Source organism: Amycolatopsis sp. NPDC051061 (assembly GCF_040682935.1).
GTDB lineage: Bacteria > Actinomycetota > Actinomycetes > Mycobacteriales > Pseudonocardiaceae > Amycolatopsis.
This window is the reverse complement of the sequence record NZ_JBFBBZ010000017.1, coordinates 11,810-35,928: the sequence shown is the minus strand read 5'-3', so window position 1 is coordinate 35,928 and position 24,119 is coordinate 11,810. Positions and strand designations below refer to the sequence as shown.

Below are 24,119 nucleotides of genomic sequence, written 5' to 3'. Positions count from 1 at the left end.
TGAATTGGTTCAGACCAACTCGCACGCCCTGGTTTTCCTGCGGTTTGCCGGGAACGCGAGTGATCTTGACGGGTGCTCGCTAGGCCGTTCGGCCCATTGACCGCCCGGCGAGCGGAACCTTTACTCGGACGCGTCCGGCGCATTAACCCCAGTTATTCCGTCGGACACACTCCTCGCGTCCCCGGAAAGGTTCCCCATGAGATCCCCACGAGGGCTGGCGGCGATCGCCGGCCTGGCCCTGACCTTCGCGGTGCCGGCGATCCCGGCCGCCGCCTCCCCGGCACCCGCCGTCCCGCCCGAGGCGCTCGCCGCCCGCGCCGCCGACCAGGCCGCCCTCAGCGGCGCCGACCGGCTCGCCAAGGGCGCGGCGGAAGCCTTCGTCCGCACCGGCGTCACCCCCGGTGGCGGCGGGCTCTTCTACGCCTCCTACCAGCGCACTTACCACGGCTTGCCGGTCGTCGGCGGGGACGCGGTCGTCGTCGCCGACGGTACCGGGCGCGTCCACGGCACCGAAGCAGCGCGCACCGCCCCGATCACCGTGAAAACCCAAGCGACGCTCCACGCCGAGCAGGCGACCAAGATCGCCACGGCCAAGGTGTCCACAGTAGACACGACCACCACGCCGAAGCTCGTCGTCCTCGCCGGGGACGCCCCGAAGCTCGCCTACGAGGTCGTCGTCTCCGGCCACGACGGCGCGCACCCGACCAAGCTGCACGTCTTCGTCGACAGCGCCACCGGCAAGGTCCTCGACACCCGCGACGACGTCCGCGAAGCAGGCACGGGCAACTCCTACTACGCCGGCACCGTCTCGATCGACACGTCCGGCTCCGGCAGCTCGTACTCGATGACCGACCCGGCCCGCCGCGGCATCGCCTGCGGCCGCGAGGGCGGCTCGATCTTCACGAAGAGCACCAACACCTGGGGCAACGGCTCGGGCACCGACCTCGAAACCGGCTGCGTCGACACGCTTTACAGCGTCCAGACCGAGTGGAAGATGCTCGGCGAGTGGCTGGGCCGAAACGGCATCGACGGCGCCGGCGGCGGCTTCCGCGCGAGCGTCGGCCTCAACGACGTCAACGCCTACTGGGACGGCTCCTCGACCCACTTCGGGCACTCGCAGGACAACCGCCGCCAGGCGACGCCGATGGACGTCGTCGGGCACGAGTTCGGGCACGCCGTCTTCCAGACGACCCCGGGCGGCGCCGGCTCCGGCAACGAGAACGGCGGCCTCAACGAGTCCACCGGCGACATCTTCGGCGCGCTCACCGAGGCCTACGCCAACAATCCCGTCGACCGCCCGGACTTCACCGTCGGCGAAGGCGTCGACCTCGTCGGCCAGGGCCCGATCCGCTACATGTACAACCCGTCGCAGGTCGGCGACCCGAACTGCTACTCCGCGTCGATCCCGAGCACCGAGGTGCACGCCGCCGCGGGCCCGCAGAACCACTGGTTCTACCTGCTTTCCCAGGGCAGCAACGCTTCCCCGGCCAGCCCGACGTGCAACGGCTCCACCGTCACCGGCCTCGGCATCCAGAAGGCCGGCAAGATCTTCTACAACGGCCTGCTGAAGAAGACGTCGTCGTGGAACCACCGCGCGGCCCGCAAGGCCACGCTCGAAGCCGCGGTCACGCTCTTCCCGGGCAGCTGCACCGAGTTCGCCGCCACCAAGGCCGCCTGGGACGCGGTGAGCGTCCCGGCCGTCAGCGGTGAGCCGACCTGCAGCGGCCAGCCGCCGGCCGGCAACGACTACTCGCTGACGCTGTCGCCGACGTCGGCGTCCGTCCAACCGGGACAGACCGCGACCACCACGGTGACCACCCGGGTCACCTCGGGCAACGCCCAGACCGTGGCACTGCAGGCGACAGGCCTGCCCGAAGGCGCGAAGGCGACCTTCAGCCCGGCGAGCGTCCAGTCCGGCGGCACGGCGACGCTGACCATCACCACCTCGGCGACCACCCCGGAGGGCACCAGCCAGGTGACGGTCACCGGCGACGGCACCGACGCCGACCACACCGCGCAGTTCTCGCTCACCGTCGGCACCGGCACCCCGCCGACCGGCTGTGACGGTGTCGCCGAGTGGGACACGGCGAAGGCCTACGTGCCCAACGACGTCGTGGGTCACAACGGTCACAAGTGGACGTCCCTGTGGTACTCGACCGGTGCCGAGCCCGGCGCGCCCACCTCGTGGGCCGTGTGGAGCGACGGCGGCGCCTGCTGATCCCCGCGCGGCGGCGGGCGACTCCCCCGCCGCCGCGCGGCCTACCCTGGACATCGACGACGGAAAGGCGGGCTGAGTGAGCGAGAGCGTCGGCGAACGCCTGCGTGAGCTGCGCACCGAGCGCGGGCTCACGCAGCGCGAACTGGCCGGACCGCAGTATTCCGCGGCGTACGTGTCGTCGGTCGAGACCGGCGCGCGGACACCGTCGGGCGACGCGCTGCGGTTCTTCGCCCAGCAGCTCGGCATCGACCCCGACGAACTGCTCGGCGGCAGCTCGCCCCGGGAGCTCCTGGAACTCGACCTCGAGCTGATCGAGACGGCGGACCGGTTCCTGACCGGCGACGCCCGCCGCGCGACGCCGCGGATGCAGCGGATCCGGCGCCAGGCCGAACGTCTCGACCGGCCGCGGCAGGCGGGCATCGCGCTGCTGTGGCTGGCCGGGTACTCCACCGGCGACGCCCGCACGAAGTACGTCGCGGAGGCCGAGACGACGTTGTCGGGCGAGCCGCCGCCGGTGCGGGCGATGGTCGTCCCGTTGCGCGCGGCGGTGCTGAGCGACTGGGGCGAGGCGCAGTATTGCCTGCACCTGCTGGAAACCTGCCACGCGGAGCTGCTGCGCGACGGGTACCCGCAGCCGTCGATGCTGCTGACGCTGCGGGCGTGTCTCGCTGAGCGGCACCTGCGTCAAGGCGATCTGGAGCGGGCCGCCGAGTACGCCGAGTCGGCGTTGCGGCTCACCCGGGGCGGCCCGGCGGTGCTGGCCGAGCTGACCCGCAGCCACGTCGAGGTGTGCCGCAGCCACCTGGCGGCCGACCGGTTCGCCGACGCGGCCGCGTCCGTCGCCGCGGCCTACGACCTGATGCAGGAACGCGCCCTGCACCCCGCGATGGCGCACTGCCTGCTGGCCAGGGCCCGGGTCCGCGGCCGCGCGGGCGACGTCGAGGGCGCGCTGGCCGACCTCGGTGCCGCGCGGGAGACGGCGTGGCCGGACGACGTCCCGGCGATCACGGTCGAGCTGGCGTCGGAATACCTGGCGGCAGGCCGGCTGGAGACGGCGGGCGCGCTGCTCGACCAGGTTCGGCCGTCGGTGGTGGCGGGCACGGCCCTGGCCGCGGAACTCCGGCTGCAGCTGGGGTCGCTGGCTCGCGCCCGCGGGGACGCCCGGGGAGCGGCGGAGTACCTGCGGGCGGCGGTCGAACTCGCCACCGGGCTCGGGGCGCGGGGCGTGCTGGTGCGCGCGCTGCGGCCGCTGAGCGAACTCCTGGGTGAGACCGGGCGGCAGGAAGAAGCCGCGAACGTCCTGCGGAACGGGCTGATCGCGTTGGGCGCCGAAGCCGACTGACATCGTTTTCCTGAGCAGTACTGACGATTCCCGGTGATCGAGAGCGTCCGGCGTTCGGATGGTGTCCGGGACAGTCCCTACGAAAGTCGTTCCGGTGCGGATCGCGCGGAGAATCCCCAGCACCGGCGGGGTTTGTACGAATTGCCCGCCGAATCCTGAACGCGGCGTTGGTCCGTTCGGCGCATTGACGCCCCGATCCGCTGATCCTTTACTCGGATGCGTCCGGACGCATACCTGCTGTTAGCACGCCGGACACGTCCCCCTTTCCCCGCACCGCACCTCATCGTCCTGCCTTCGTGGAAGGAAGACCTCGATGACCCATCGTGGGTTCAGAACGGGCTTGGCGGCCGCCGCCGGGCTCGCCATGACACTCGCGCTGCCGGCGACCCCGGCCAGCGCGACCCCGGCGGCCCAGCCCGCCGCCCCGGATGTCGCCGCCGCGCGCGCCGCCGACCAGGCCGCCGCTTCGGGGCTGGACGCGCTCAAGCGCGGACCGGCCGAATCGTTCCAGCGCGTCGGGCTCACCGCCGGTGGCGGTGGCCTGTTCTACGGCGCTTACCAGCGGACCTACCAGGGTCTGCGGGTCGTGGGCGGGGACGCGGTCGTCGTCGCCGACGGGGCCGGGCGCGTCCGCGGCACCAGCGCCGCCGAGACGGCGGCCATCACCGTCGGGACGCAGGCCGCGCTCGACGCCGCGAAGGCCGCGGCCACCGCGCGCGCTCAACTGCCCACTGTGGACAGTGTGAGCACACCGGAGAAGGTCGTGCTGGCCGGGGCGAGCCCGAAGCTCGCCTACGAGGTCGTCGTCGCCGGGCGCACCGCGACCGCGCCGAGCAACCTGCACGTCTTCGTCGACGCCGCCACCGGCGCGGTGCTCGACCAGCGGGACGACGTCAAGACGTTCTCCACCAAGGCAGCGACAGAATCCCAGCCGGGCACCGTGAACATCGCGGGCACCGGCAACAGCTACTACGTCGGCAACGTCTCCATCGACACGACGCAGTCCGGCACCACCTACACGATGCGCGACCCGGGCCGCACCGGCATCAGCTGCGGCCGCGAAGGCGGATCCGTCTACAGTGGACCGGACAACGCCTGGGGCAACGGCACCGGCACGGACCTCGAGACCGGCTGCGTCGACGTGCTCTACAGCGTCCAGACCGAGTGGAAGATGCTCTCGGAGTGGCTGGGCCGCAACGGCATCAACGGCAGCGGCACCGGCTACCCGGCTTCGGTCGGGCTCGCCGACGTCAACGCCTACTGGAACGGGTCGTCGACCCACTTCGGGCACTCGCAGGACAACCAGCGCCAGGCCACGTCGATGGACGTCGTCGGGCACGAGTTCGGGCACGGCGTCTTCCAGTTCACCCCGGGCGGTGCCGGTTCCGGCAACGAGAACGGCGGCATGAACGAGTCGACCGGCGACATCTTCGGCGCGCTGACCGAGGCGTACGCGAACAACGCCGAGGACACGCCGGACTACGAGGTCGGCGAGGGCGTCAACCTGGTCGGCCAGGGCCCGATCCGCTACATGTACCAGCCGTCGAAGGTCGGCGACCCGAACTGCTACTCGTCGTCGATCCCGAGCACCGAGGTGCACGCCGCGGCCGGCCCGCAGAACCACTGGTTCTACCTGCTCGCCGAGGGCTCGAACCCGGGTGGCGGCAAGCCGGCCAGCCCGACTTGCAACAGCTCCTCGGTGACCGGTCTCGGCATCCAGAAGGCCGGCAAGATCTTCTACAACGGCCTGCTGAAGAAGACCTCGTCGTGGAACCACAAGGCCGCCCGCAAGGCGACCCTCGAAGCCGCGATCGCGCTCTACCCGGGCAGCTGCACCGAGTACAACGCCACCAAGGCCGCGTGGGACGCCGTCTCCGTCACCACCGCGACCGGTGAGCCCACCTCGTGCAGCGGCGGCGGGCCGGACTTCTCCGTCGCGCTGAACCCGGCTTCGGGTTCGGTGCAGCCGGGCGCCTCGGCGACCACCACGATCAGCACCGCGATCACCTCCGGCGCGGCGCAGTCGATCACGCTGTCCGCTTCGGGCCTGCCGACCGGCGCGACCGCGACGTTCAGCCCGGCGACGATCCAGTCCGGCGGCACCTCGACGCTGACGATCGCGACGACTTCGTCGACCCCGACCGGCAGCTTCCCGATCACCATCACCGCGGACGGCGCCAGCACCGATCACACGGCGCAGTACGCGCTGTCCGTCGGGACCACGGGCTCCTGCGCCGCGGTCACCAACGGCACGCGACTGAACATCCCGGACTACCCGGGTGCCGCGGTCAGCAGCACCAGCACCGTGGCGGGCTGCGCGCGCAACGCGTCGAACGCCACCAAGGTCGAGGTGCACATCACCCACACCTACAGCGGTGACCTGGTCCTCGACCTGGTCGCGCCGGACGGCACCGCCTACCGGCTGAAGAACTCCAGCAGCAGCTCGACGCCGAACATCGACACCACCTACACCGTGAACGCTTCTTCGGAAGCCGCGAACGGCGCGTGGCAGCTCCGCATCCGAGACGTCGGCCCCGCCGACACCGGTTACCTGTCCACCTGGACGTTGACCGTGTAGTCCCCACCCCAAGTTCGTGAAGGCCACCTTGAGGAACTTGTAGTTCCTGAAGGTGGCCTTCACGAGCATCACCCCCCCACCCCCACCGAAGGAACTCACCGCCATGAAGTGGAAAACGCGTCTCGGCGCCGGGGTCACCACCCTGGCCGCCGTGCTGGGTGTCGTCACGGCACCAGCGGCCACCGCCGCGCCCGCCACGGCGCTCGCCGCGCCGGACATCTCGCTGGCCAACATCAAGACCCACCTCAACCAGCTGCAGACCATCGCCGACAACAACGGCGGCACGCGCTCGCCGCGTGGTGCCGGTTACGCGGCGTCGGTGTCCTATGTGGAAAACCTCCTCAAGAACGCCGGGTACACCACGACGCGCCAGACGTGCACCAGCTGCATCGGCCAGTCGCAGAACCTGATCGCCGAGTGGCCGCAGGGTGACGCGAGCCAGGTCATCATGCTCGGCGCGCACCTCGACAGCGTGAGCGCCGGCCCCGGCATCAACGACAACGGCTCCGGCAGCGCGTCGATCCTCGAAACCGCGCTGACGCTGGCCCGCACCAACCCGGCGATGGCCAAGCGCGTCCGCTTCGGCTGGTGGGCCGACGAAGAGTCCGGCCTGGTCGGCTCGAAGTACTACGTCAACAACCTGCCGAGCAGCGAGCGCACGAAGATCAAGACCTACCTCAACTTCGACATGATCGGCTCGAAGAACTGGGGCTACTTCGTCTACGACGACGTCGCTTCGGTCAAGGCGATCTTCGACGAGTACTTCTCGTCCATCGGCATCCAGACCGAGGGTGACAGCGAAGGCGACGGCCGCTCCGACCACGCGTCGTTCAAGAGCGCGGGCATCCCGGTCGGCGGCCTGGCCACCGGCGCCGGCGACATCAAGAGCTCCGCGCAGGCGCAGAAGTGGGGCGGCACCGCGGGTGCGGCCTTCGACAACTGCTACCACCGCGCCTGCGACACGATGTCGAACATCCCGGACACCCCGCTGGAGAAGAACTCCGACGCGATCGGGTACGCGCTGTGGAAGCTGGCCGTCGCGACGACGCAAGGCAACGACTTCTCGGTGAACCTGAACCCGACCGCCGGGACCGTCCAACCCGGACAGTCGCTCCAGGTCGCGGTGAGCACCGCGACGACGTCCGGCAGCGCGCAGTCCATCTCGCTGTCGGCGTCCGGTCTGCCCGCGGGCGCGACGGCGTCGTTCAGCCCGGCGACCGTCCAGTCGGGCGGTTCCTCGACGCTGACCATCACGACGTCGTCGAGCACGCCGACCGGTACGTTCCCGGTCACCGTGACGGCCGACGGCGCGAGCGTCGACCACACGGCGTCGTTCTCGCTCGGCATCGGGACGTCCTCGTGCGCGCCGGTGACCAACGGGACGCGGCTGAACATCCCGGACTACCCGGGTGCGGCGGTGAACAGCACGGCGACCGTCGGCGGCTGCGCGCGCAACGCGTCCAACGCCACCAAGGTCGAGGTGCACATCACCCACACCTACCGCGGTGACCTGGTCCTCGACCTCGTCGCCCCGGACGGCACGGCGTACCGGCTGAAGAACTCCAGCAGCGACTCGACGCCGAACCTCGACACCACCTACACCGTCAACGCTTCCTCGGAGGCCGCGAACGGTGCCTGGCAGCTGCGGCTGCGGGACGTCGGCCCGGCCGACACCGGTTACCTGTCCTCTTGGACGCTGACCGTCTGACCCGGTTCATGAGGGGCACCTTCATGGCTTTGAAGCCATGAAGGTGCCCCTCATGGCATCCACCCTCAAGTAGGTTGTCTAGACCACCCGATCGTCGGTAGTCAGGGGTTCCCCGCGGCGCTTATGTTGGGCGGACACGCCGCGTACGCCCCTCAACGACGATGGGAGCCGGTATGTCCGGTCGTAGAACCCGCTTGTTCGGAACCCTTCTGGCAGCGGTTTTGGCCGTCCCGCTGCTCGTGTCGGCCCCCGCGCAGGGGGCGGTGTCGGCCGACACGTGCGCGGTGAAATCGCGGCCCGCGGGCAAGGTCCTCCAGGGGTACTGGGAGAACTGGGACGGCGCCGCGAACGGCGTCCACCCCGGGATGGGCTGGGTGCCGATCACCGACGCCCGCATGGCGCAGCACGGCTACAACGTCATCAACGCCGCCTTCCCGGTGATCCGGTCCGACGGGACCGTGTTGTGGGAGAACGGGATGGACGCCGGCGTCCAGGTTTCGGCGCCCACCGAGATGTGCGCGGCGAAGGCCGCGGGGGCGACGCTCCTGATGTCGATCGGCGGCGCGGCCGCTGGTATAGACCTGTCGTCGTCCACGGTCGCCGACCGGTTCGTCGCCACGGTCGTGCCGATCCTGAAGGCGTACAACTTCGACGGGATCGACATCGACATCGAGACCGGGCTGACCGGCAGCGGGAACATCAAGACGCTCTCGGCGTCGCAGTCGAACCTGATCCGGATCATCGACGGCGTGCTCGCGAAGATGCCGTCGAACTTCGGGCTGACGATGGCACCGGAGACCGCGTACGTGACCGGCGGCAGCATCACCTACGGCTCGATCTGGGGCGCGTACCTGCCGATCATCAAGAAGTACGCGGACAACGGCCGGCTGTGGTGGCTGAACATGCAGTACTACAACGGCTCGATGTACGGCTGCTCGGGTGATTCGTACCAGGCCGGGACCGTGCAGGGCTTCACCGTGCAGACGCAGTGCCTGAACAACGGCCTGGTCGTGCAGGGCACGACGATCAAGGTGCCCTACGACAAGCAGGTCCCGGGGTTGCCGGCGCAGCCCGGCGCGGGCGGCGGGTACCTGTCGCCGAGCCTGGTTTCGCAGGCGTGGCGGTCGGTTCCGGGCCTGAAGGGCCTGATGGACTGGTCGATCAACTGGGACGGCTCGAAGGGCTGGACGTTCGGCAACAACGTCAAGTCCCTGCAGGGACGTTAGGAGTCGCCGGCCGGGATCGGGTCGTTGTACTCGCCGGACGGGCCGGCGTACTCGCGGCCGTTCGGGAAGGGCCAGGGGTTCGGGACGCAGCCGTGCAGCCCGAGCGTCTGCTGCTCCATCACCGGCGCCGGCCGGCCCGCGCCCGGGCACAGCTCGTGGCCGTGGCCGAGCCGGTGCCCGGTTTCGTGGGTGACCATGTACTGGCGGTAGACGTCGAGCGAAGCGCCGTAGTTCGGGACGGCGTTGGCCCAGCGGGCGACGTTGAGGACGACGTTGCTGCCGTTGCGGCAGGACGTGTAGCCGTCCGCGGTGCCGCCGCACAGCTTGTCGCGGCTGGCGGGCGTCGCGAGGTAGATCGTGAAGTCGGCGGGGTAATCGGGCCCGACCTCCTGCAGCCGCCATTCGCCGCCGCCGGTCCAGCCGCGCGGGTCGCCGAGGATGCCGCGGATGCTCTTGGCGAACGCGGCCGGCCCGACGCCGTCGATGTCGGTCTCGAGTGCGATCCGGTAGCGCATGAGCTTGCCGCTCGTGCCCGCGACCTCGTCGCTGCCCGGGGTGAACATCCACTGGCCGGAGCCGGTGCGCGGGAAGGTGATGGCGACCTCGACCGGCGTGGTCTGCGTGACGGGCCGCTGCTCGGCGGGCGGCGGCGGGAGCGCGGTGGCGTCGCCGATGGCGGTGACGATCGGCCCGGCCGCCGGCGCGGCGACAGGCTGCTGCTCACAGGCGGTCAGGACGCCCGCCACCACCACGGCGAACGCGGCGACGGCCGCGGCCCGTCTCGCGGTTTTCGGCATGGGTCCTCCCGAACATGCGGCTTCACCGGGGGATACGGCTCCCGCCGGGGAAAAGTTGCACCGTCCGGCCGGCGGTTCGCGCACCAGGGTGTCACCGCAGCTCAGCACACGCGAGTGTGACGGTCGCCACTGCGCCCCAATGTGGCCTTGGTTGCGTTGAACGCACCCAAGGCGGCCTTCGGTGCGTTCAACGCACCGAAGGCCACATTGGGGCGCTGGGGGCCCGCTCAGCTGAGGAACTTGCGCAGCACCTCGGTCACCTGGCGGATCTCCGCCGTGTGGACGTTCTCCTGCTTCGTGTGCGCCAGCGTCGGGTTGCCCGGGCCGAAGTTCACCGCCGGCATCCCCAGCGCCGCGAAGCGCGCGACGTCCGTCCATCCCAGTTTCGCCGCCGCCCGCCCGCCGGCCGCCGCCACCAGCTCCGCCGCCGCCGGGGCGGACAGGCCCGGGAGGGCTCCCGGCGAAAGGTCCACAACGGACAGTTCGTGGCCGTCGAACACCTCGCGCAGGTGACGCTCGGCGGCCGCCGGGTCGCGGTCCGGGGCGAAGCGGTGGTTCACCGTCAGCACCGCCGCGTCCGGGACCACGTTGCCCGCCACGCCACCGCTGATCGACGTCGCCTGCAGTCCTTCGCGGTAGGTGAGCCCGTCGATGTCCACGACCCGAGGCGCGTACTCCGCCAGCCGCCGCAGGGGCTCGGCCAGCGCGTGGATCGCGTTCTCCCCCATCCACGCCCGCGCGGTGTGCGCGCGCTTCCCGGACAGGCGCAGCTCGACGCGCATCGTGCCCTGGCAGCCCGCCTCGATCACCCCGTTCGACGGCTCGCCGACGATCGCCAGGTCGCCGGCCAGCCACTCCGGCAGCTCGCGCTCGATCCGGCCGAGGCCGTTCTTGACCGCTTCGACCTCTTCGTTGTCGTAGAAGACGAAGGTGATGTCGTGCTTCGGCTCCGGCAGCGTCGCGGCGAGGTGCAGGAACACCGCGTCGCCGCTCTTCATGTCGACCGTGCCGAGACCGTGCAGGATCTCGTCGGCGCCGGATCCCTCGCGCCGCGAAGGCAGGTTGCCGTTTTCCGGCACGGTGTCCAGGTGCCCGGCGAGCACGACCCGCGACGCGCGGCCGAGGTTCGTGCGCGCGAGGACGGCGTCGCCGTTGCGGATCACCTCGAGGTGCGGCGCCTGCTTCTCGAGCGCTTCCTGCACGAGCGTCGCCAGCTCGGCCTCGCTGCCCGAGACGCTGAAGACGTCCACGAGCGCGGCGGTCAGGTCGACGGGGTCGGCGTGCAGGTCGAGGCTCATGCCCGGCACGCTACCGTGGGGGTGTGCGTAGGTTCCCGGTCGCCGTGGGCGGCACGTTGCTGGTCCTGGTCCTGTCCGGCTGCGGAAACGAAGCCGGCCCGACCCCCAAGCAGGGCGGCGAACCCGGGCCGGACGCGCTCCCGACGAAGCTGGACGCGCTGACCGCCGACCTGTGCTACGCGAGCCCGCGCACCCAGCTGCCGAAGGGCTGCGAGAAGTACGTCACGGAGGTCGCCAACGTCCCGGGCACGGCCCGCAAGCGCGCGGACGACCGCGACCCGCAGCTGGTCGCCGAAGCCGACAAGCTGGACACGGCGGTCAAGGCGTTCCGCGGCGCGGGGTGCACGACCGTGCCCGACGCGGGCGGCCCCTGCACGCAGGCGCTGGTCGACGTCGCCGCCGCTCTTTCCGGCCTGAAGAAGCAGGTCGACGCCCGGCCCACGACGGGTTGACCGGCGTCACTCGACTACGGTGAGAGCCGTGAGCGAGCAGAGCCCCAACCCCGAAACGACCGGCGCCGGCGGCGTCGGGCTGGCCACCGTCGCGACCGACGGGACGGTCCTCGACACCTGGTACCCGCACCCGAAGCTGATCGAGAACGACACTGCCGGCACCGAAGGCACCGAGCGCCTGAGCACGGAAGAGGCCACCGAGCTGCTCGGTGAGGCCGCCGCGGCGCTGCTCGGCCCGGACACCGACCGCGGGGTCGAGGTCGTCGCCGTCCGCACCACGATCGGCAAGCTCGCCGACGCCCCGGCGGACACGCACGACATGTACCTGCGGCTGCACCTGCTCTCGCACCGGCTGGTCCGCCCGCACGGCCAGAACATCGACGGCATCTTCGGTCTGCTGGCCAACGTCGTGTGGACCAACCACGGCCCGTGCCCGGTCGAGGGCTTCGAGACGACGCGGCTGCGGCTGCGCTCGCGCGGCGCGGTCACCGTCTACAGCGTCGACAAGTTCCCGCGGATGGTCGACTACGTCCTGCCGGCCGGCGTCCGGATCGGCGACGCGGACCGCGTCCGGCTCGGCGCGCACCTGGCCGCCGGCACGACCGTGATGCACGAGGGCTTCGTGAACTTCAACGCCGGCACGCTCGGCGCGTCGATGGTCGAGGGCCGGATCTCGGCCGGCGTCGTCGTCGGCGACGGCTCGGACGTCGGCGGCGGCGCGTCGATCATGGGCACGCTCTCGGGCGGCGGCAAGGAGACGATCTCGCTGGGCGAGCGCTGCCTGATCGGCGCGAACGGCGGCGTCGGGATCTCGCTGGGCGACGACACGGTCGTCGAGGCCGGGCTGTACGTCACGGCGGGGACGAAGGTCGTCGTCGACGGCAAGGTCGTCAAGGCCCGCGAGCTCAACGGCGTCTCGGGCGCGGTCTTCCGCCGCAACTCGGCCAGCGGCGCGGTCGAGGTCGTGCCGCGGACCGGCTCCGGCGTCGAGCTGAACTCGATCCTGCACGCGAACGACTGAGCGCCGGAATTCACTTATTATTCATGAGGTGACCACCGAATCGTTGCCTCGCACCCCGGCCGAGCTGGGCTTGCCGGAGCTGCCGGTCGAGGCGCGCCCGGCGGATCCGGCGGTCCACCACGTGCGCGCCAAGCTCGACCGGGAGATCCGGGCCCTGCTCGCGTACGAAGCCGGCACGCGTTCCGGCGCCGACCCCGAGGACCTGCACCAGATGCGCGTCGCGCTGCGGCGCATGCGCAGCGTGCTGAAGCTGTCGGGCACGCTGGTCGGGGACGGCGCCGAGCCGGTGCGTGCCGAGCTGGGCTGGCTCGGCCAGTCGCTCGGCGAGGTGCGGGACTACGACGTCCTCATCGGGCACCTGCGCGAGGTCATCGCCGACTTCGAGGTCCGTGACCAGCCCGCCGGGCGCCGGCTGGTCTCCGGATTCGTCACCGAGCGCGCGGCGGCGAAGCGGCGGTTGACCAAGGCGCTGTCCAGTACGCGCTACTCGACGCTGCTGCGTGAGGTCAGCTTGCTGACCCGGTCGTCGGCCGCGGTGCCCGACGAGCCGCACGACTTGGTGACCGGGCTGGCGAAGCCGCACCGCAAGCTCGCCAAGGCCGTCCGCGCGCTGCCCGCCGACCCGCCGGACGTCGACCTGCACGCCCTGCGCATCCACGGCAAGAAGCTCCGGTACGCCGCCGAGCTGGCCCAGACGTCGGCGAAGAAGAAGCGGGCCAAGCGGATCAAGAAGCTGATCAAGGCGACGCGGGACTTCCAGACCGTGCTCGGCGACCACCAGGACGCGGTGCTCGCGGCCGAGCGGATGCGCACGGTGCTGGCGACGGCGGACGGCGAAGTCGGCTTCGTCGCCGGCCGGATCGCCGAGCGCGAGCTGGGCCGCCGCGCCGAGGCCCGCGCAACCTGGCGCGTCTACTGGGCGGCGGTCGACGACGCCGCCCGCGCCCTGCACGCCTGACCCAAGGCCGACGTCATGAACGAGTCGTTCATCGCGTCAGACCTGGATCCACCGGTGAATGTGCTGGTCGGTGGCATGTCGTAGACACGCAGATGCCCTCTGACCTGGGATGATTGTTCTTGTCTAGGGAACAAACAACCTGAGTGAGAGGGCATCTACTAGATGCGAGCATCCCATACCCGAGCCAAGGTGAGGGCCAGGTTCGACGATCAGAGTGTCGTGTCCCACGCCGGGCTGCTGCCGCTGCTGCGGCTGACCGAGAACATCGGCTTCGCCGACCTCGCCACCGAACGGATCCGGATCCCCGGCCCCGCCGGGGCCAACCCGGACGCCAAACTGCTGTCCCTGATAGCCGGGATGGCCACCGGCGCGGACAGCATCAACGATCTGGATGTGCTGCGGACCGGCGCGATGGACCGGGTGTTCACCGGCATCCGGGCCCCCTCCACACTCGGGACGTTCCTGCGCGGATTCGACATCGGCCACGCCGGCGCACTGGAAGCGCTCACCGCGCAGGTCCTGACCCGCCTCGCCCACCACAGCGAGGATCGGTTGCTGCCCGGCATCGGCGACTACGCGATCGTGGACCTGGACTCCAAAATCACCCGTGTCCACGGACGGCGGAAAGTCGGCGCGAACTACGGCTACACCCACGTCCGGGGCTACAACTTCCTCGCCGCCACCCTGGCCACCCCGATCGCGGCCCCGGTGATCCTCGCGACCCGGCTACGCGGCGGCCAAGCCGACACCCGCCGCAACGCCACCTCGTTTCTCCGGCAGGCACTGCGGACCGCCCGGGGCTGCGGCGCCACCGGGAACCTGCTGGTGCGCGGCGACTCCGGCTACTACGTCTGCTCCCTGATCCACGCCATCACCGACGCCGGAGCCCGATTCTCGATCACCCTGCGCCAGCACCCCGGCCTGCACGCCGTGATCGCCGGCATCGACGAGCACGACTGGACCCCGATCACCTACGCCACCCCCGTCTTCGACGAAGACACCCAGACCTGGATCCACACCGCGCAGGTCGCCGAGACCAGCTACACCGCCTTCACCAACCCCACCGAACACCCCGAAGGACCCATCACCGCCCGGCTGATCGTGCGCCGCTACCGCATCGACACCCGCACCGAACAGGGTGAACTGTTTCCCGTCTGGCGTTATCAGGCCGTCTTCACCGACACCGGCCTGGACACCGTCGCCGCCGAACAGCAGCACCGCGGCCGGGCCGGGACCATCGAGGCGGTCTTCGCCGACCTCAACAACTCCGCCCTGGCGCATTTCCCGTCCGGGCAGTTTCACGCCAACGCCGCCTGGCTCACCCTGGCCGCCCTGACCCACAACCTGCTGCGCGCCCTCGGTGTCCTGACCAGCCGGTTCCATGCCCGGGCCCGCACCGGCACCCTCCGCCGCCAGCTGATCGCCGTCCCGGCGCGGGTCACCCGCACCGCCCGCACCCTCACCCTGCGGCTCCCGCAGAACTGGCCGCAACGCGATAGCTGGCACGGCCTGTTCACCACCACCGCAGGACCACCGCCAACCTTCTGACCTGCCCCAACGACCGGAGAACACGTGGACACGCTGGAGCGGCCAGCACGGTCCAGCACGCCCGCAACCACCAACAAGATCAACAAGCCCTGGGCAAGATCACCCGAATTCACATCGGTGGATCCAGGTCAGAAGCCATGAAAGGGTCGTTCATGGCATTTCGGCCGTCCCGAGCCCCGATCGGCGTCCTGGCCGGCCGCCGGGTGCGGCGTGGGCGGGCACGCGGTCAGCTCATCGACCAGACGTAACCGTCCGGCCGGACCAGCACCCGCGCCCCCGGCTTCACGTCGTACGCCGCGTACGCGTGGCCTCCCTCGTCGACCAGGTCCGTGCCCGTCGCGACGCTGCCCGCAGGCAGGATCCGGTACCCCTCCGAAGGCCCGTCGCCGAAAGTCAGCGAAGTCGCGTGCGGGCCGGCGAACAGCTCGAACAGCCGCACGCGCTTGCCGTTCGCGTCGGCCAGGGGCGCGTCCGGGGCACGGTCGCCCGGCTGCAGCGCGCCCGTGCCGGCCGGGGACAGCGGGCCGCCGCGGTAGCTGATGTCCAGCTGGTGGAAGTCCTCGCCGCGCTTGTGCGCGTCCTCGTCGCCGTCGACGTACTTCTGCATCAGCTCCGTCGAGATCCCGAGCACGCGCGCCGCGTTCGTCCGCCGCTCGGGCTCGTAGCTGTCGAGCAGCTCGGGTGAGCCGTCCGCGAGCTTCCAGCCCAGGTTGTAGCCGTCCTGGACGCCGGTGTTCAGGCCCTGGCCGCCGGTCGGCGGGTGGACGTGCGCGGCGTCGCCGGCCAGGAAGACCCTGCCGTCGCGGAACCGGGCCGCCAGCCGGACGTTCGGCCGCCACACCGTCGACCAGGCCAGGTCGGACAGCGTGATCCGGCCGCCGGTGAGCGCGTCGAGCCGGGCCTGGACGGCGGGCAGCGCCGTCTCGGCCTCCAGGTCGCCGTCGCCGAGCGGCGAGCCGAACTGGAACCACGGCGTGCCCGGCAGCGGGCTGAACATCATGCCGCGCATCGGGTCGTCCGGCGCGCCGAACCAGTGCCCGAAGCCGCGGTCGAGGCCCTCGGCGTGGACGTCACCGAGCAGCATCCGGATCGACTCGTCGGTGGTGCCCTCGAACGCGATCCCCAGCGTCTTGCGGACGACGCTCTTGCCGCCGTCGGCGCCGACCAGGTACTCGGCGCGGACCGTCTCGCCCGTGCTCAGCGTGGCCGTGACGCCGTCGGCGTCCTGCTCGAAGCCGGTCAAGGCGGTCGCCAGCTCGACGTGGACGCCGAACTCCGCCAGCCGGTCGCGCAGGATGCCCTCGGTCTGCGACTGGCCGAGGAAGCAGCCGGTCGGGTACGGCTTGTCCGGCGTCGGCTCGACCGGGTCGAACATCATCCGCTCGCCGACCACCTCGCCGCCGACGTGGATCTTCATCGGCACCGGCGCGGCCCCGGCGGCGAGCACCGCGTCGAGCACGCCGAGGTCCTCGAAGACCTCCAGCGTCCGCGGCTGGAGCCCGTCGCCGCGCGAGCCGAGGAAGTGCGTCTCCGCCTGGTCGATGATCCGCACGGCGACATCGCGCCGCGCCAGCTCGATGGCCAGCGTCAGCCCGGTCGGCCCCGCCCCCGCGATCAGCACCCGTGTGTCCATCTCGTCCTCCCAGTGAATTGAAATTCAGTGAATCTGGATTCAGAATGACACTGCTAGCGTCCTGCGTCAAGGGAGGTGCCGGTGAACCGCAAGGAGAAGGCCGCCGAGACCGAGACAGCGCTGAAGGCGGCGGCCCGGCGCGTGTTCGCGCGCAAGGGCTACCTGAACACGAAGATCACCGACATCACCGCCGAGGCGGGCCGGGCCGCGGGGTCGTTCTACAACCACTTCGCGGGCAAGGAGGAGCTGCTCGAAGCGCTCCTGGCCGACATCGCGGCGTCCGGCGACGAGAGCGCGCTGACCGAGGGGCACCTGTCGGACTTCAGCGACCCGGCGGCGGTGCGCTGGCACGTGGCCCAGTACTGGGACTTCTACCAGGAACACGCGTCGACGATGCAGGCGCTGCGCCAGGCGGCGATGGTCAACGACGCGTTCGGCCGGACGCTGGCGAGCTTCGGCGCGACCCAGTCGGCGGACCTGTACGGCCACCTGGCGCACGTGACGGCGGCCGGCATGCGGCTGCCGGCGAGCACGGAGCTGTCGATCGCGATGATGTACCAGCTGGTGGACAGCTTCGCCCAGATGTGGCTGCTCGACCCGGCCCCCGCCGGGTGGACGCCGCCGACCGACGAAGAGGCGATCGAGGCGCTCACCCGGTTCGTCTACCGGGGCTTCACGGGCCGGGACTACTGACCGCGTTCGGGGCACGACGGAGGATGACCGATCCGGCGCGGTCCGGACAATGGGAGGAAATCCGCTTCCGTGAATCGAGGGGAATCCGCGGCATGAACGCTCTCGGCGAAAACCCGGAAATCGTCAAGTTCGTCTACTGGGACAACCTGACCTACAGCCCGCCGGGATCGCGCGCGCCCGAAGAATGGGACCCCGCGCTCGGCGTCCGGCTCTACGAAAGCTACCTCTCGCACTGCGAAGAAGCGGAACGGCTGGGCTACGCCGCCGTCAGCCTGCCGGAGCACTTCGGGCCGTCTTCGCCGTGCCCGCACCCGAACATCCTGATGGCCGCGATCGCCGCCCGGACCAGCCGCGCGCGGATCCTTTCCGGCGTCAACCTGCCGCTGCTGCACCACCCGGTCCAGCTCGCCGAGCAGTTCGCCATGATCGACGTGCTCTCCGGCGGACGGCTCGAGGTGGGCCTCGGCCGGCACGGCGACCGCGCCGCCCACGAGCACGCGATCGACCTCATCGACGGCGTGCTCAACGGCTACGACCACCCCGTCGCCCGGGCCGACCTCACCCCGGCCACCGCCGCGTTCGTCCCCGGCGTCGAGACCGCGAAGGTCACCGCGTGGCCGCGGCCGGCGCAGCCCCGCGTGCCGCTGTGGGTGGCGGCGACCAGCGACGGCTCCCTGGCCGCCGCGGCCCGGCGCGGCTGGGGCGTGTTCACCGGCCTGAACATCACGCCCGCGGCCGGCGGCATGGCGCCCACGAGCATCGGGAAAATGCTGCCGCGGTTGCACCGCTACCTGGAAATCGGCCGGGAAAACGGCCACGACCTGACGATGGCGAACATCGCGGCGAGCTGCTTCACGGTGATCGCCGAAACCGACCGGAAAGCGGTGGGAATCGTCCGCGACGGCTTTGTCCGGCACATCGAAACGTCGGCGGGCCACCTTTCCCGCCTGGCCGGCGCCGCGCCTGGGGAAAGCTCGCTGGAAGCGTTGGCCGATCGGGAGGAAACGGGGCTGCGCGCGGTCCTCGAAGCCCCGGCCGAGGCCTACCTCGAGAACCCGTTCGCCCTGGTGGGGTCGGTCGAGACGGTCCGGGACAAGCTGACCGCCCTGCGCGCGGCCGGGCTTTCGCGGTTCATGCTCTTCTGCGGCGGCGTCGGCACGCCGCACGAGCTGGCCTGGGAGTCCGCGACCGCGATGGCCGAGGACGTCGCGCCCGGCCTCTTCGCGGCGACGAAGAAGCCGATCCGGCTCGCCGGCTGATCGCTCAGGCGGACAGGCGCTCCACGGCGGCGTCGACGCGCTCGTCCGTCGCGGTCAAGGCGACGCGGACGTGCCGACCGCCCTGGGGGCCGTAGAACGTTCCCGGCGCCACCAGGATCCCGCGGTCGGCCAGCCACTCGACCGTCGCGGCCGCGGGCTCGTCCCGGGTCGCCCACAGGTACAGGCCGGCCTCGGAGTGGTCGATCCGGAAACCGTTGTCCTGGAACGCCTTCCGCAACGCCAGCCGGCGCCGGGCATAACGCTCGCGCTGGGCGGTGAGGGCCTCGTCGTCGGTCAGGGCGGCGACCATCGCCTCCTGGACCGGGCGCGGCACGATCATGCCCGCGTGCTTGCGGATCTCCAGCAGCTGCGCGATCAAAACCGGGTCACCGGTCAGGAAGCCGGCCCGGTAGCTGGCCAGGTTCGCCGACTTGGACAGCGAGTGCACCGCGATCAAGCCGTCCATCCGGCCGTCGCAGACGTCCGGGTGCAGCACCGACAGCGGGTCCGTCTCCCAGCCGAGCGCCAGGTAGCACTCGTCGGAGACCACCACGACGTCACGCTCGCGGGCCCACTCGACGACCTTGCGCAGGTGCTCCACGGGCAGCACCTTGCCGGTCGGGTTGGACGGCGAGTTGATCCAGATCATCGCCGGCTTCTGCGGGCCGAGCGCGACCGTGCTGTCGGCACGCAGGATCGACGCGCCCGCGAGCAGCGCCCCGACCTCGTAGGTCGGGTAGGCCAGCTCCGGGATGACCACGAGGTCGCCGGGACCGAAGCCGAGCAGCCGCGGCAGCCAGGCCACGGCCTCCTTCGACCCGATCGTCGGGAGCACCGCGGCCGGCTCGATGCCGGTGACGCCGTGCCGGCGGCCGAGGGCGGCGATGGCCGCCGCCCGCAGGGCCGGGATGCCGTGCGTGGTCGGGTAGCCGGGGATCTCCGACACCGACGCGAGCGCGTCGCGGATGCCGGCCGGGACCGGGTCGACCGGCGTGCCGATGGAGAGGTCGACCACCCCGCCGGGGTGCGCGCTCGCCGTGGCCTTGACCTCGGCGAGCGAATCCCAGGGGAAGTCGGGCAGCGCGACCCGGCTCATTCGCCCTGCGGGGGCAGCGCCTTGACGAACGCCGGGTCGTGCGCGGTCTTGCCCACCTTGGAAGCGCCGCCGGGCGAGCCCAGCTCGTCGAAGAAGTCGACGTTGGCCTTGGTGTAGTCCGACCAGTTGTCCGGGACGTCGTCCTCGTAGTAGATCGCCTCGACCGGGCAGACCGGCTCGCAGGCGCCGCAGTCGACGCACTCGTCCGGGTGGATGTACAGCATCCGCTCGCCCTCGTAGATGCAGTCCACGGGGCACTCGTCGATACACGCCTTGTCGAGCAAGTCGACGCAGGGCTCGGCGATCACGTAGGTCACTGTGCACTCCTGCTTTTCTCTGCAAACAGCCAGTCGTGGCCGACACTACGCGGTTCGGCCACCCGTTCGGTTGGTGAGGCAAGCCTTAGCCATACTCCGGGTATGGCGGATAGTCACCTCTCCCGGCGGCGCGAGGGCGGGGTGGCCCGGGCGTCGCCGGTGATGACGAAGCGCGGCTTGGGCGCCTCGTCTGTCTCATTTTCGGGCTTCTTCTCCCCCACGGCGCGGTTGAACCCCTCGGAGATCTCGTCGACGAGCTTCTCGTTGTGCCGCTCGTCCTTGCGCTGGATGCCCACGGCCACCTCCTCGGAAATCCGCTCCGCGCCGTTCCCGGCCTCGGTCACAATCTAGTCGTGAACGCACCCGAGGCGCTGGAAATCGTCTGCAGCAAAGCATGGCCGCCGCTGGTCGAGGAACCCCTGAAGGATTGGCGGCTGCGCTGGGCGGGCGGCTTCACCGGCCGCGCGAACAGCGCACTCGCCGTCGGCGACGCCGGCCGGCCGGTCCCGGACGCCCTGCGCGCGGTGTGTGACTTCGCCCACGATCGGGGGATCCAGCCGATGGTGCAGGTGATCCGCGACAGCCCGAACGAGCGCGCGATCGTCGCCGAGGGCTGGTTCCAGGCGACGCGGCACCACCGCGGCCACGAGGTCGTCGTGCTCACCGCCCCGCTCACCGGTGCATCCGCCGCGGACGGCGTCGTGGTGCACGACGAGCCGACGCCGGGGTGGTGGGAGCTCACGCTCGGGCCCGGCGAGGACATCCCGGCCGCGCGGAGCGTCCTGACCGGTGGGAAGGTCGGTTACGGCGTCGCGACGCTCGACGGCGTCACCGCCGGCGTCGTCCGCGGGGCCCTGGTCGACGGCTGGCTGCACGTCGGACGCCTGGAAGTCGGCCCGGCCTTCCGCCGCCGCGGGCTCGCGTCCGCGCTGATGGGCGCCCTGCACACGTGGGGTGCGGAACACGGAGCGGACCAGGCGGTGTTGCAGGTGGCGGAGGGGAACTCGGGCGCGCTCGCGCTCTACGCGGGGCTCGGCTACGCCCCGCACCACAGATACCGGTACTGGGTGCCCGCACCCGGCTCGTGCGAGGATTCGACGTCGTGAAGATCGTGGTAATGGTCGGCGGAGTGGGCGGGGCCCGCTTCCTGCTGGGTGTCAAGGCGGCTCTGGGCATGGCACCGGAAGGTGCCTCCGAGTCCGCGCACGAGGTGACGGCGCTGGTCAACACCGGCGACGACGTCTGGATGCACGGCCTGCGGATCTGCCCGGACCTGGACACCTGCATGTACACGCTGGGCGGCGGGATCGATTCCGAGCGCGGCTGGGGGCACTCGGGCGAGACCTGGGTCGTCAAGGAGGAGCTGGCCGCCTACGGCGCCGAGCCGAGCTGGTTCGGCCTCGGCGACAAGGACATCGCCACCCACCTGATCCGGTCGCGGATGCTGCGCGCGGGCTATCCGCTGTCGGCGGTGACCGAAGCCCTCTGCGACCGCTGGCAGCCCGGCGTCCGGCTGCTGCCGATGTCGGACGACCGCGTCGAGACGCACGTCGTCATCGACGACCCGGAGCAGGACGGCCAGCAGAAGGCCGTCCACTTCCAGGAGTGGTGGGTGCGCTACCGAGCCGAGCCGAAGGCGCACTCGATCGTCGCCGTCGGCGCCGACGAGGCCAAGCCCGCGCCGGGTGTGCTCGACGCGATCGCCGGCGCCGACGCGGTGCTGTTCGCGCCGTCGAACCCGGTGGTCTCGGTGGGCACCGTGCTGGGCGTGCCGGGGGTCCGGGACGCGCTGCGCAAGACGTCCGCGGGCGTCGTCGGGGTGTCGCCGATCATCGGCGGCAAGGCGCTGCGCGGCATGGCCGACGCGTGCCTGACCGCGATCGGCGTCGAGACGTCGGCGGAGGCGGTGGGCCGGCACTACGGCTCACGCAAGGCTGACGGCGTCCTCGACGGCTGGCTGATCGCCGAGGGCGAGACGGCCGACGTGCCGGACGTGACCGTGCGCGACGTCCCGCTGCTGATGTCCGATGTGGACGCGACCGCGGCGATGGCCCGCGCCGCCCTGGAACTGGCTGGAGCCCCCGTTGACTAGCACCAATGATCATGCCGCCCCCAAGCTGGAGATCCTGCCCGTCACCGGGCTGCCGGAGTTCCGCCCCGGCGACGACCTGACCGGCGCGATCGTCCAAGCCGCGCCCTGGCTGCGCTCGGGTGACGTCCTGGTCGTGACCAGCAAGATCGTCTCGAAGGCCGAGGGCAGGCTCGTCCGCGTGCCGACCGACCCCGAGGCCCGGGACGCCGCGCGCCGCGAACTCGTCAAGCAGGAAGCCGTGCGGATCGTCGCGCGGATCGCGCGCACGGTGATCACCCAGAACCCGCTGGGCATCGTGCAGGCGGCGTCGGGCATCGACGCGTCCAATGTGGCCGGTGACGAGGTCGCGCTGCTGCCCGCCGACCCCGACGCGTCGGCGCTGGCCCTGCGCAACGGCCTGCGGGAACGGCTCGGCGTCGAGGTCGCGGTCGTCGTCACGGACACCATGGGCCGCGCCTGGCGGGTCGGGCAGACCGACAACGCGATCGGCGCGTCGGGGCTGCGCGTCCTGCACGCCTACCGGGGGACGATCGACGGCCAGGGCAACGAACTGGCCGTCACCGAGGTCGCGATCGCCGACGAGCTGGCCTCGGCCGCCGACCTGGTCAAGGGCAAGCTGGGCGGGACGCCGGCCGCCGTCGTCCGCGGCCTCGACATCTTCGACGACGGCTCGAACGCCCGGACGCTCATCCGGCCCCTCGAAGAGGATCTCTTCCGGCTCGGGACCAACGAAGCGATCGCGCAGGGCCGCCGGGAAGCCGTGCCGGTGCGGCGGTCGGTGCGGCAGTTCAGCGACGCTCCGGTCTCGCCCATCTCGATGCGGCGGGCCGTCGGCTCGGCGCTCACCGCGCCCGCGCCACACCACACGCACCCGGTGCGGTTCGTCTGGCTGCGCGACGGCGCGAAGCGCAAGGAACTGCTCGACGCGATGCGCGAATCGTGGCAGGCCGACCTCACCGGCGACGAATTCACCCCGGAGCAGGTCGCGAAGCGGCTCAGCCGCGGCGACATCCTTTACCGGGCCCCGGAAATCGTCATCCCGTTCCTGGTGCCGGACGGCGCGCACACCTACCCCGACGCCCGCCGCAACGACTGCGAGAAGACGATGTTCACCGTCGCCGGTGGGGCCGCGGTGCAGGGCCTGCTGGTCGCGCTGGCGGCCGAAGGCCTCGGTTCGTGCTGGATCGGCTCGACGATCTTCGCCGCCGGCATCGTCCGCGACGTCCTCGGCCTGGATGAACGCTGGCAGCCGCTGGGCTCGGTCGCGATCGGCATCCCGCTCACCGAGCCGGAGCCGCGCCTCTCGGCCGCGCCGGGTGAAGGGTTGCTGGAACTGTGAGCCTGCACGAAGACGCCGTCGCGACACTGACTTCCTGGACCGCGCCCGACCGGGGCCAGGAAGCCCTGCGCCAGGCGTTCCTCGGGTACCTCGCCGCCCGCGACGACGCCTGCCGCCGCGAGTGCGCGGCCGGGCACCTCACGGCATCCGGGGTGCTGCTGGACCACACCGGCACCCGGGTGCTGCTCACGCTGCACCCGCGCGTCGGCCGCTGGCTGCAGCTGGGCGGGCACTGCGAACCTTCCGACGTCTCGCTGGCCGGGGCGGCGCTGCGGGAAGCCACCGAGGAGTCCGGGATGTCCGGGCTGCGGATCTCCGCCGAGCCGGTGCACCTGGAGGTCCATCCGATCACGTGCTCCCTCGGCGTGCCGACGCGGCACTTCGACGTCCGGTACGCGGTGCACGCCCCGCCGGGCGCGGAGCCGGTGCGCAGCGACGAGTCCGACGACCTGCGGTGGTGGCCCGTGGACGGCCTCCCGGTGGGGTCGGAAGATCTCGCCGATCTGGTGAAAGCGGCCGTTCCTGTCGGTGCCGGGCACTAGCC

Annotated in this window: 21 protein-coding genes; 15 read left to right on the top strand and 6 right to left on the bottom strand. The window is 71.3% G+C overall.

The window, feature by feature from the left end; all coding sequences use genetic code 11:
* Positions 1-196 precede the first annotated feature (196 nt).
* From AB0N03_RS23510 to AB0N03_RS23490, 5 genes are all read left to right on the top strand, one after another.
* Positions 197-2,218 (top strand): M4 family metallopeptidase, encoded by a 2,022-nt coding sequence (locus AB0N03_RS23510; RefSeq protein ID WP_364375446.1) that lies wholly within the window; start codon positions 197-199, stop codon positions 2,216-2,218.
* A 76-nt stretch (positions 2,219-2,294) separates the two neighbouring features.
* Positions 2,295-3,560: a helix-turn-helix transcriptional regulator gene (locus AB0N03_RS23505; protein WP_364375443.1), complete on the top strand. Its 1,266-nt coding sequence runs from the start codon at positions 2,295-2,297 to the stop codon at positions 3,558-3,560.
* 313 nt (positions 3,561-3,873) lie between these two features.
* Positions 3,874-6,138, top strand: coding sequence for a M4 family metallopeptidase (locus AB0N03_RS23500; protein WP_364375440.1), 2,265 nt, complete (start codon positions 3,874-3,876; stop codon positions 6,136-6,138).
* A 103-nt stretch (positions 6,139-6,241) separates the two neighbouring features.
* Positions 6,242-7,846, top strand: coding sequence for a M28 family peptidase (locus AB0N03_RS23495; protein ID WP_364375438.1), 1,605 nt, complete (start codon positions 6,242-6,244; stop codon positions 7,844-7,846).
* Between the two features lie 173 nt (positions 7,847-8,019).
* Positions 8,020-9,072 (top strand): chitinase, encoded by a 1,053-nt coding sequence (locus tag AB0N03_RS23490; protein WP_364375435.1) that lies wholly within the window; start codon positions 8,020-8,022, stop codon positions 9,070-9,072.
* On the opposite strand, the gene AB0N03_RS23485 is transcribed toward AB0N03_RS23490, so the two are convergent.
* Positions 9,069-9,869 (bottom strand): DUF3152 domain-containing protein, encoded by an 801-nt coding sequence (locus AB0N03_RS23485; RefSeq protein ID WP_364375432.1) that lies wholly within the window; start codon positions 9,867-9,869, stop codon positions 9,069-9,071. The genes AB0N03_RS23490 and AB0N03_RS23485 overlap by 4 nt on opposite strands.
* A 227-nt stretch (positions 9,870-10,096) precedes the next feature.
* Positions 10,097-11,167, bottom strand: coding sequence for a succinyl-diaminopimelate desuccinylase (dapE, locus tag AB0N03_RS23480; protein WP_364375429.1), 1,071 nt, complete (start codon positions 11,165-11,167; stop codon positions 10,097-10,099).
* Between the two features lie 44 nt (positions 11,168-11,211).
* On the opposite strand from dapE, the gene AB0N03_RS23475 reads away from it, so the two are divergent.
* The 4 genes from AB0N03_RS23475 (at position 11,212) to AB0N03_RS23460 (ending at position 15,146) form a co-directional block, all read left to right on the top strand.
* Entirely contained in the window at positions 11,212-11,619 is a 408-nt protein-coding gene (locus AB0N03_RS23475; protein ID WP_364375819.1) for a hypothetical protein, read from the top strand.
* A 28-nt stretch (positions 11,620-11,647) separates the two neighbouring features.
* Positions 11,648-12,640 carry a 2,3,4,5-tetrahydropyridine-2,6-dicarboxylate N-succinyltransferase gene (dapD, locus tag AB0N03_RS23470; protein ID WP_364375426.1) on the top strand — a complete coding sequence of 331 codons (993 nt, stop codon included), beginning with the start codon at positions 11,648-11,650 and terminating at the stop codon, positions 12,638-12,640.
* A gap of 28 nt (positions 12,641-12,668) precedes the next feature.
* Positions 12,669-13,598 (top strand): CHAD domain-containing protein, encoded by a 930-nt coding sequence (locus AB0N03_RS23465; protein WP_364375423.1) that lies wholly within the window; start codon positions 12,669-12,671, stop codon positions 13,596-13,598.
* Between the two features lie 189 nt (positions 13,599-13,787).
* A complete protein-coding gene (locus tag AB0N03_RS23460; RefSeq protein ID WP_364375421.1) occupies positions 13,788-15,146 on the top strand; it encodes an IS1380 family transposase in 1,359 nt (452 codons plus the stop codon).
* Between the two features lie 226 nt (positions 15,147-15,372).
* Here the strand turns inward: AB0N03_RS23460 and AB0N03_RS23455 are convergent, their stop codons facing one another.
* The gene (locus tag AB0N03_RS23455; RefSeq protein WP_364375418.1) at positions 15,373-16,779 is read right to left on the bottom strand and encodes an FAD-dependent monooxygenase; all 1,407 of its coding nucleotides are present in this window, start codon (positions 16,777-16,779) and stop codon (positions 15,373-15,375) included.
* An 81-nt stretch (positions 16,780-16,860) separates the two neighbouring features.
* On the opposite strand from AB0N03_RS23455, the gene AB0N03_RS23450 reads away from it, so the two are divergent.
* The gene (locus AB0N03_RS23450) at positions 16,861-17,472 is read left to right on the top strand and encodes a TetR/AcrR family transcriptional regulator (RefSeq protein ID WP_364375415.1); all 612 of its coding nucleotides are present in this window, start codon (positions 16,861-16,863) and stop codon (positions 17,470-17,472) included.
* Between the two features lie 92 nt (positions 17,473-17,564).
* Complete coding sequence (locus tag AB0N03_RS23445; protein ID WP_364375412.1) at positions 17,565-18,731, top strand: LLM class flavin-dependent oxidoreductase; 1,167 nt, start codon at positions 17,565-17,567, stop codon at positions 18,729-18,731.
* 4 nt (positions 18,732-18,735) lie between these two features.
* On the opposite strand, the gene dapC is transcribed toward AB0N03_RS23445, so the two are convergent.
* The 3 genes from dapC to AB0N03_RS23430 form a co-directional block, all read right to left on the bottom strand.
* On the bottom strand, positions 18,736-19,827 hold the full coding sequence (dapC, locus tag AB0N03_RS23440) for a succinyldiaminopimelate transaminase (RefSeq protein ID WP_364375409.1): 1,092 nt from the start codon (positions 19,825-19,827) through the stop codon (positions 18,736-18,738).
* Positions 19,824-20,144, bottom strand: a complete 321-nt coding sequence (gene fdxA / locus AB0N03_RS23435) for a ferredoxin (RefSeq protein ID WP_364375406.1) — start codon at positions 20,142-20,144, stop codon at positions 19,824-19,826. The genes dapC and fdxA overlap by 4 nt, the downstream gene beginning before the upstream one ends.
* A 113-nt stretch (positions 20,145-20,257) precedes the next feature.
* The gene (locus AB0N03_RS23430; protein WP_364375816.1) at positions 20,258-20,440 is read right to left on the bottom strand and encodes a hypothetical protein; all 183 of its coding nucleotides are present in this window, start codon (positions 20,438-20,440) and stop codon (positions 20,258-20,260) included.
* A gap of 57 nt (positions 20,441-20,497) precedes the next feature.
* On the opposite strand from AB0N03_RS23430, the gene AB0N03_RS23425 reads away from it, so the two are divergent.
* Genes AB0N03_RS23425 through AB0N03_RS23410 form a run of 4 tightly spaced genes read left to right on the top strand, consistent with a single transcriptional unit; the run spans position 20,498 to position 24,117 of the window.
* The gene (locus AB0N03_RS23425) at positions 20,498-21,250 is read left to right on the top strand and encodes a GNAT family N-acetyltransferase (protein WP_364375403.1); all 753 of its coding nucleotides are present in this window, start codon (positions 20,498-20,500) and stop codon (positions 21,248-21,250) included.
* A complete protein-coding gene (gene cofD, locus AB0N03_RS23420; RefSeq protein ID WP_364375400.1) occupies positions 21,247-22,236 on the top strand; it encodes a 2-phospho-L-lactate transferase in 990 nt (329 codons plus the stop codon). The genes AB0N03_RS23425 and cofD overlap by 4 nt, the downstream gene beginning before the upstream one ends.
* Complete coding sequence (locus AB0N03_RS23415; protein ID WP_364375397.1) at positions 22,172-23,575, top strand: coenzyme F420-0:L-glutamate ligase; 1,404 nt, start codon at positions 22,172-22,174, stop codon at positions 23,573-23,575. The genes cofD and AB0N03_RS23415 overlap by 65 nt, the downstream gene beginning before the upstream one ends.
* Positions 23,572-24,117, top strand: a complete 546-nt coding sequence (locus tag AB0N03_RS23410; protein ID WP_364375394.1) for an NUDIX domain-containing protein — start codon at positions 23,572-23,574, stop codon at positions 24,115-24,117. Before AB0N03_RS23415 ends, AB0N03_RS23410 begins: the two co-directional genes overlap by 4 nt.
* Positions 24,118-24,119 lie beyond the last annotated feature (2 nt).

Excerpts from the sequence above, each read along its gene's own strand:
- AB0N03_RS23510 (WP_364375446.1), top strand. The coding sequence starts at position 197 with ATGAGATCCCCACGAGGGCTGGCGGCGATCGCCGGCCTGGCCCTGACC.
- AB0N03_RS23500 (WP_364375440.1), top strand. The coding sequence starts at position 3,874 with ATGACCCATCGTGGGTTCAGAACGGGCTTGGCGGCCGCCGCCGGGCTC.
- AB0N03_RS23495 (WP_364375438.1), top strand. The coding sequence starts at position 6,242 with ATGAAGTGGAAAACGCGTCTCGGCGCCGGGGTCACCACCCTGGCCGCC.
- AB0N03_RS23490 (WP_364375435.1), top strand. The coding sequence starts at position 8,020 with ATGTCCGGTCGTAGAACCCGCTTGTTCGGAACCCTTCTGGCAGCGGTT.
- AB0N03_RS23485 (WP_364375432.1), bottom strand. The coding sequence starts at position 9,869 with ATGCCGAAAACCGCGAGACGGGCCGCGGCCGTCGCCGCGTTCGCCGTG.
- dapE (WP_364375429.1), bottom strand. The coding sequence starts at position 11,167 with ATGAGCCTCGACCTGCACGCCGACCCCGTCGACCTGACCGCCGCGCTC.
- AB0N03_RS23455 (WP_364375418.1), bottom strand. The coding sequence starts at position 16,779 with ATGGACACACGGGTGCTGATCGCGGGGGCGGGGCCGACCGGGCTGACG.
- AB0N03_RS23445 (WP_364375412.1), top strand. The coding sequence starts at position 17,565 with ATGAACGCTCTCGGCGAAAACCCGGAAATCGTCAAGTTCGTCTACTGG.
- dapC (WP_364375409.1), bottom strand. The coding sequence starts at position 19,827 with ATGAGCCGGGTCGCGCTGCCCGACTTCCCCTGGGATTCGCTCGCCGAG.
- AB0N03_RS23415 (WP_364375397.1), top strand. The coding sequence starts at position 22,172 with ATGTGGACGCGACCGCGGCGATGGCCCGCGCCGCCCTGGAACTGGCTG.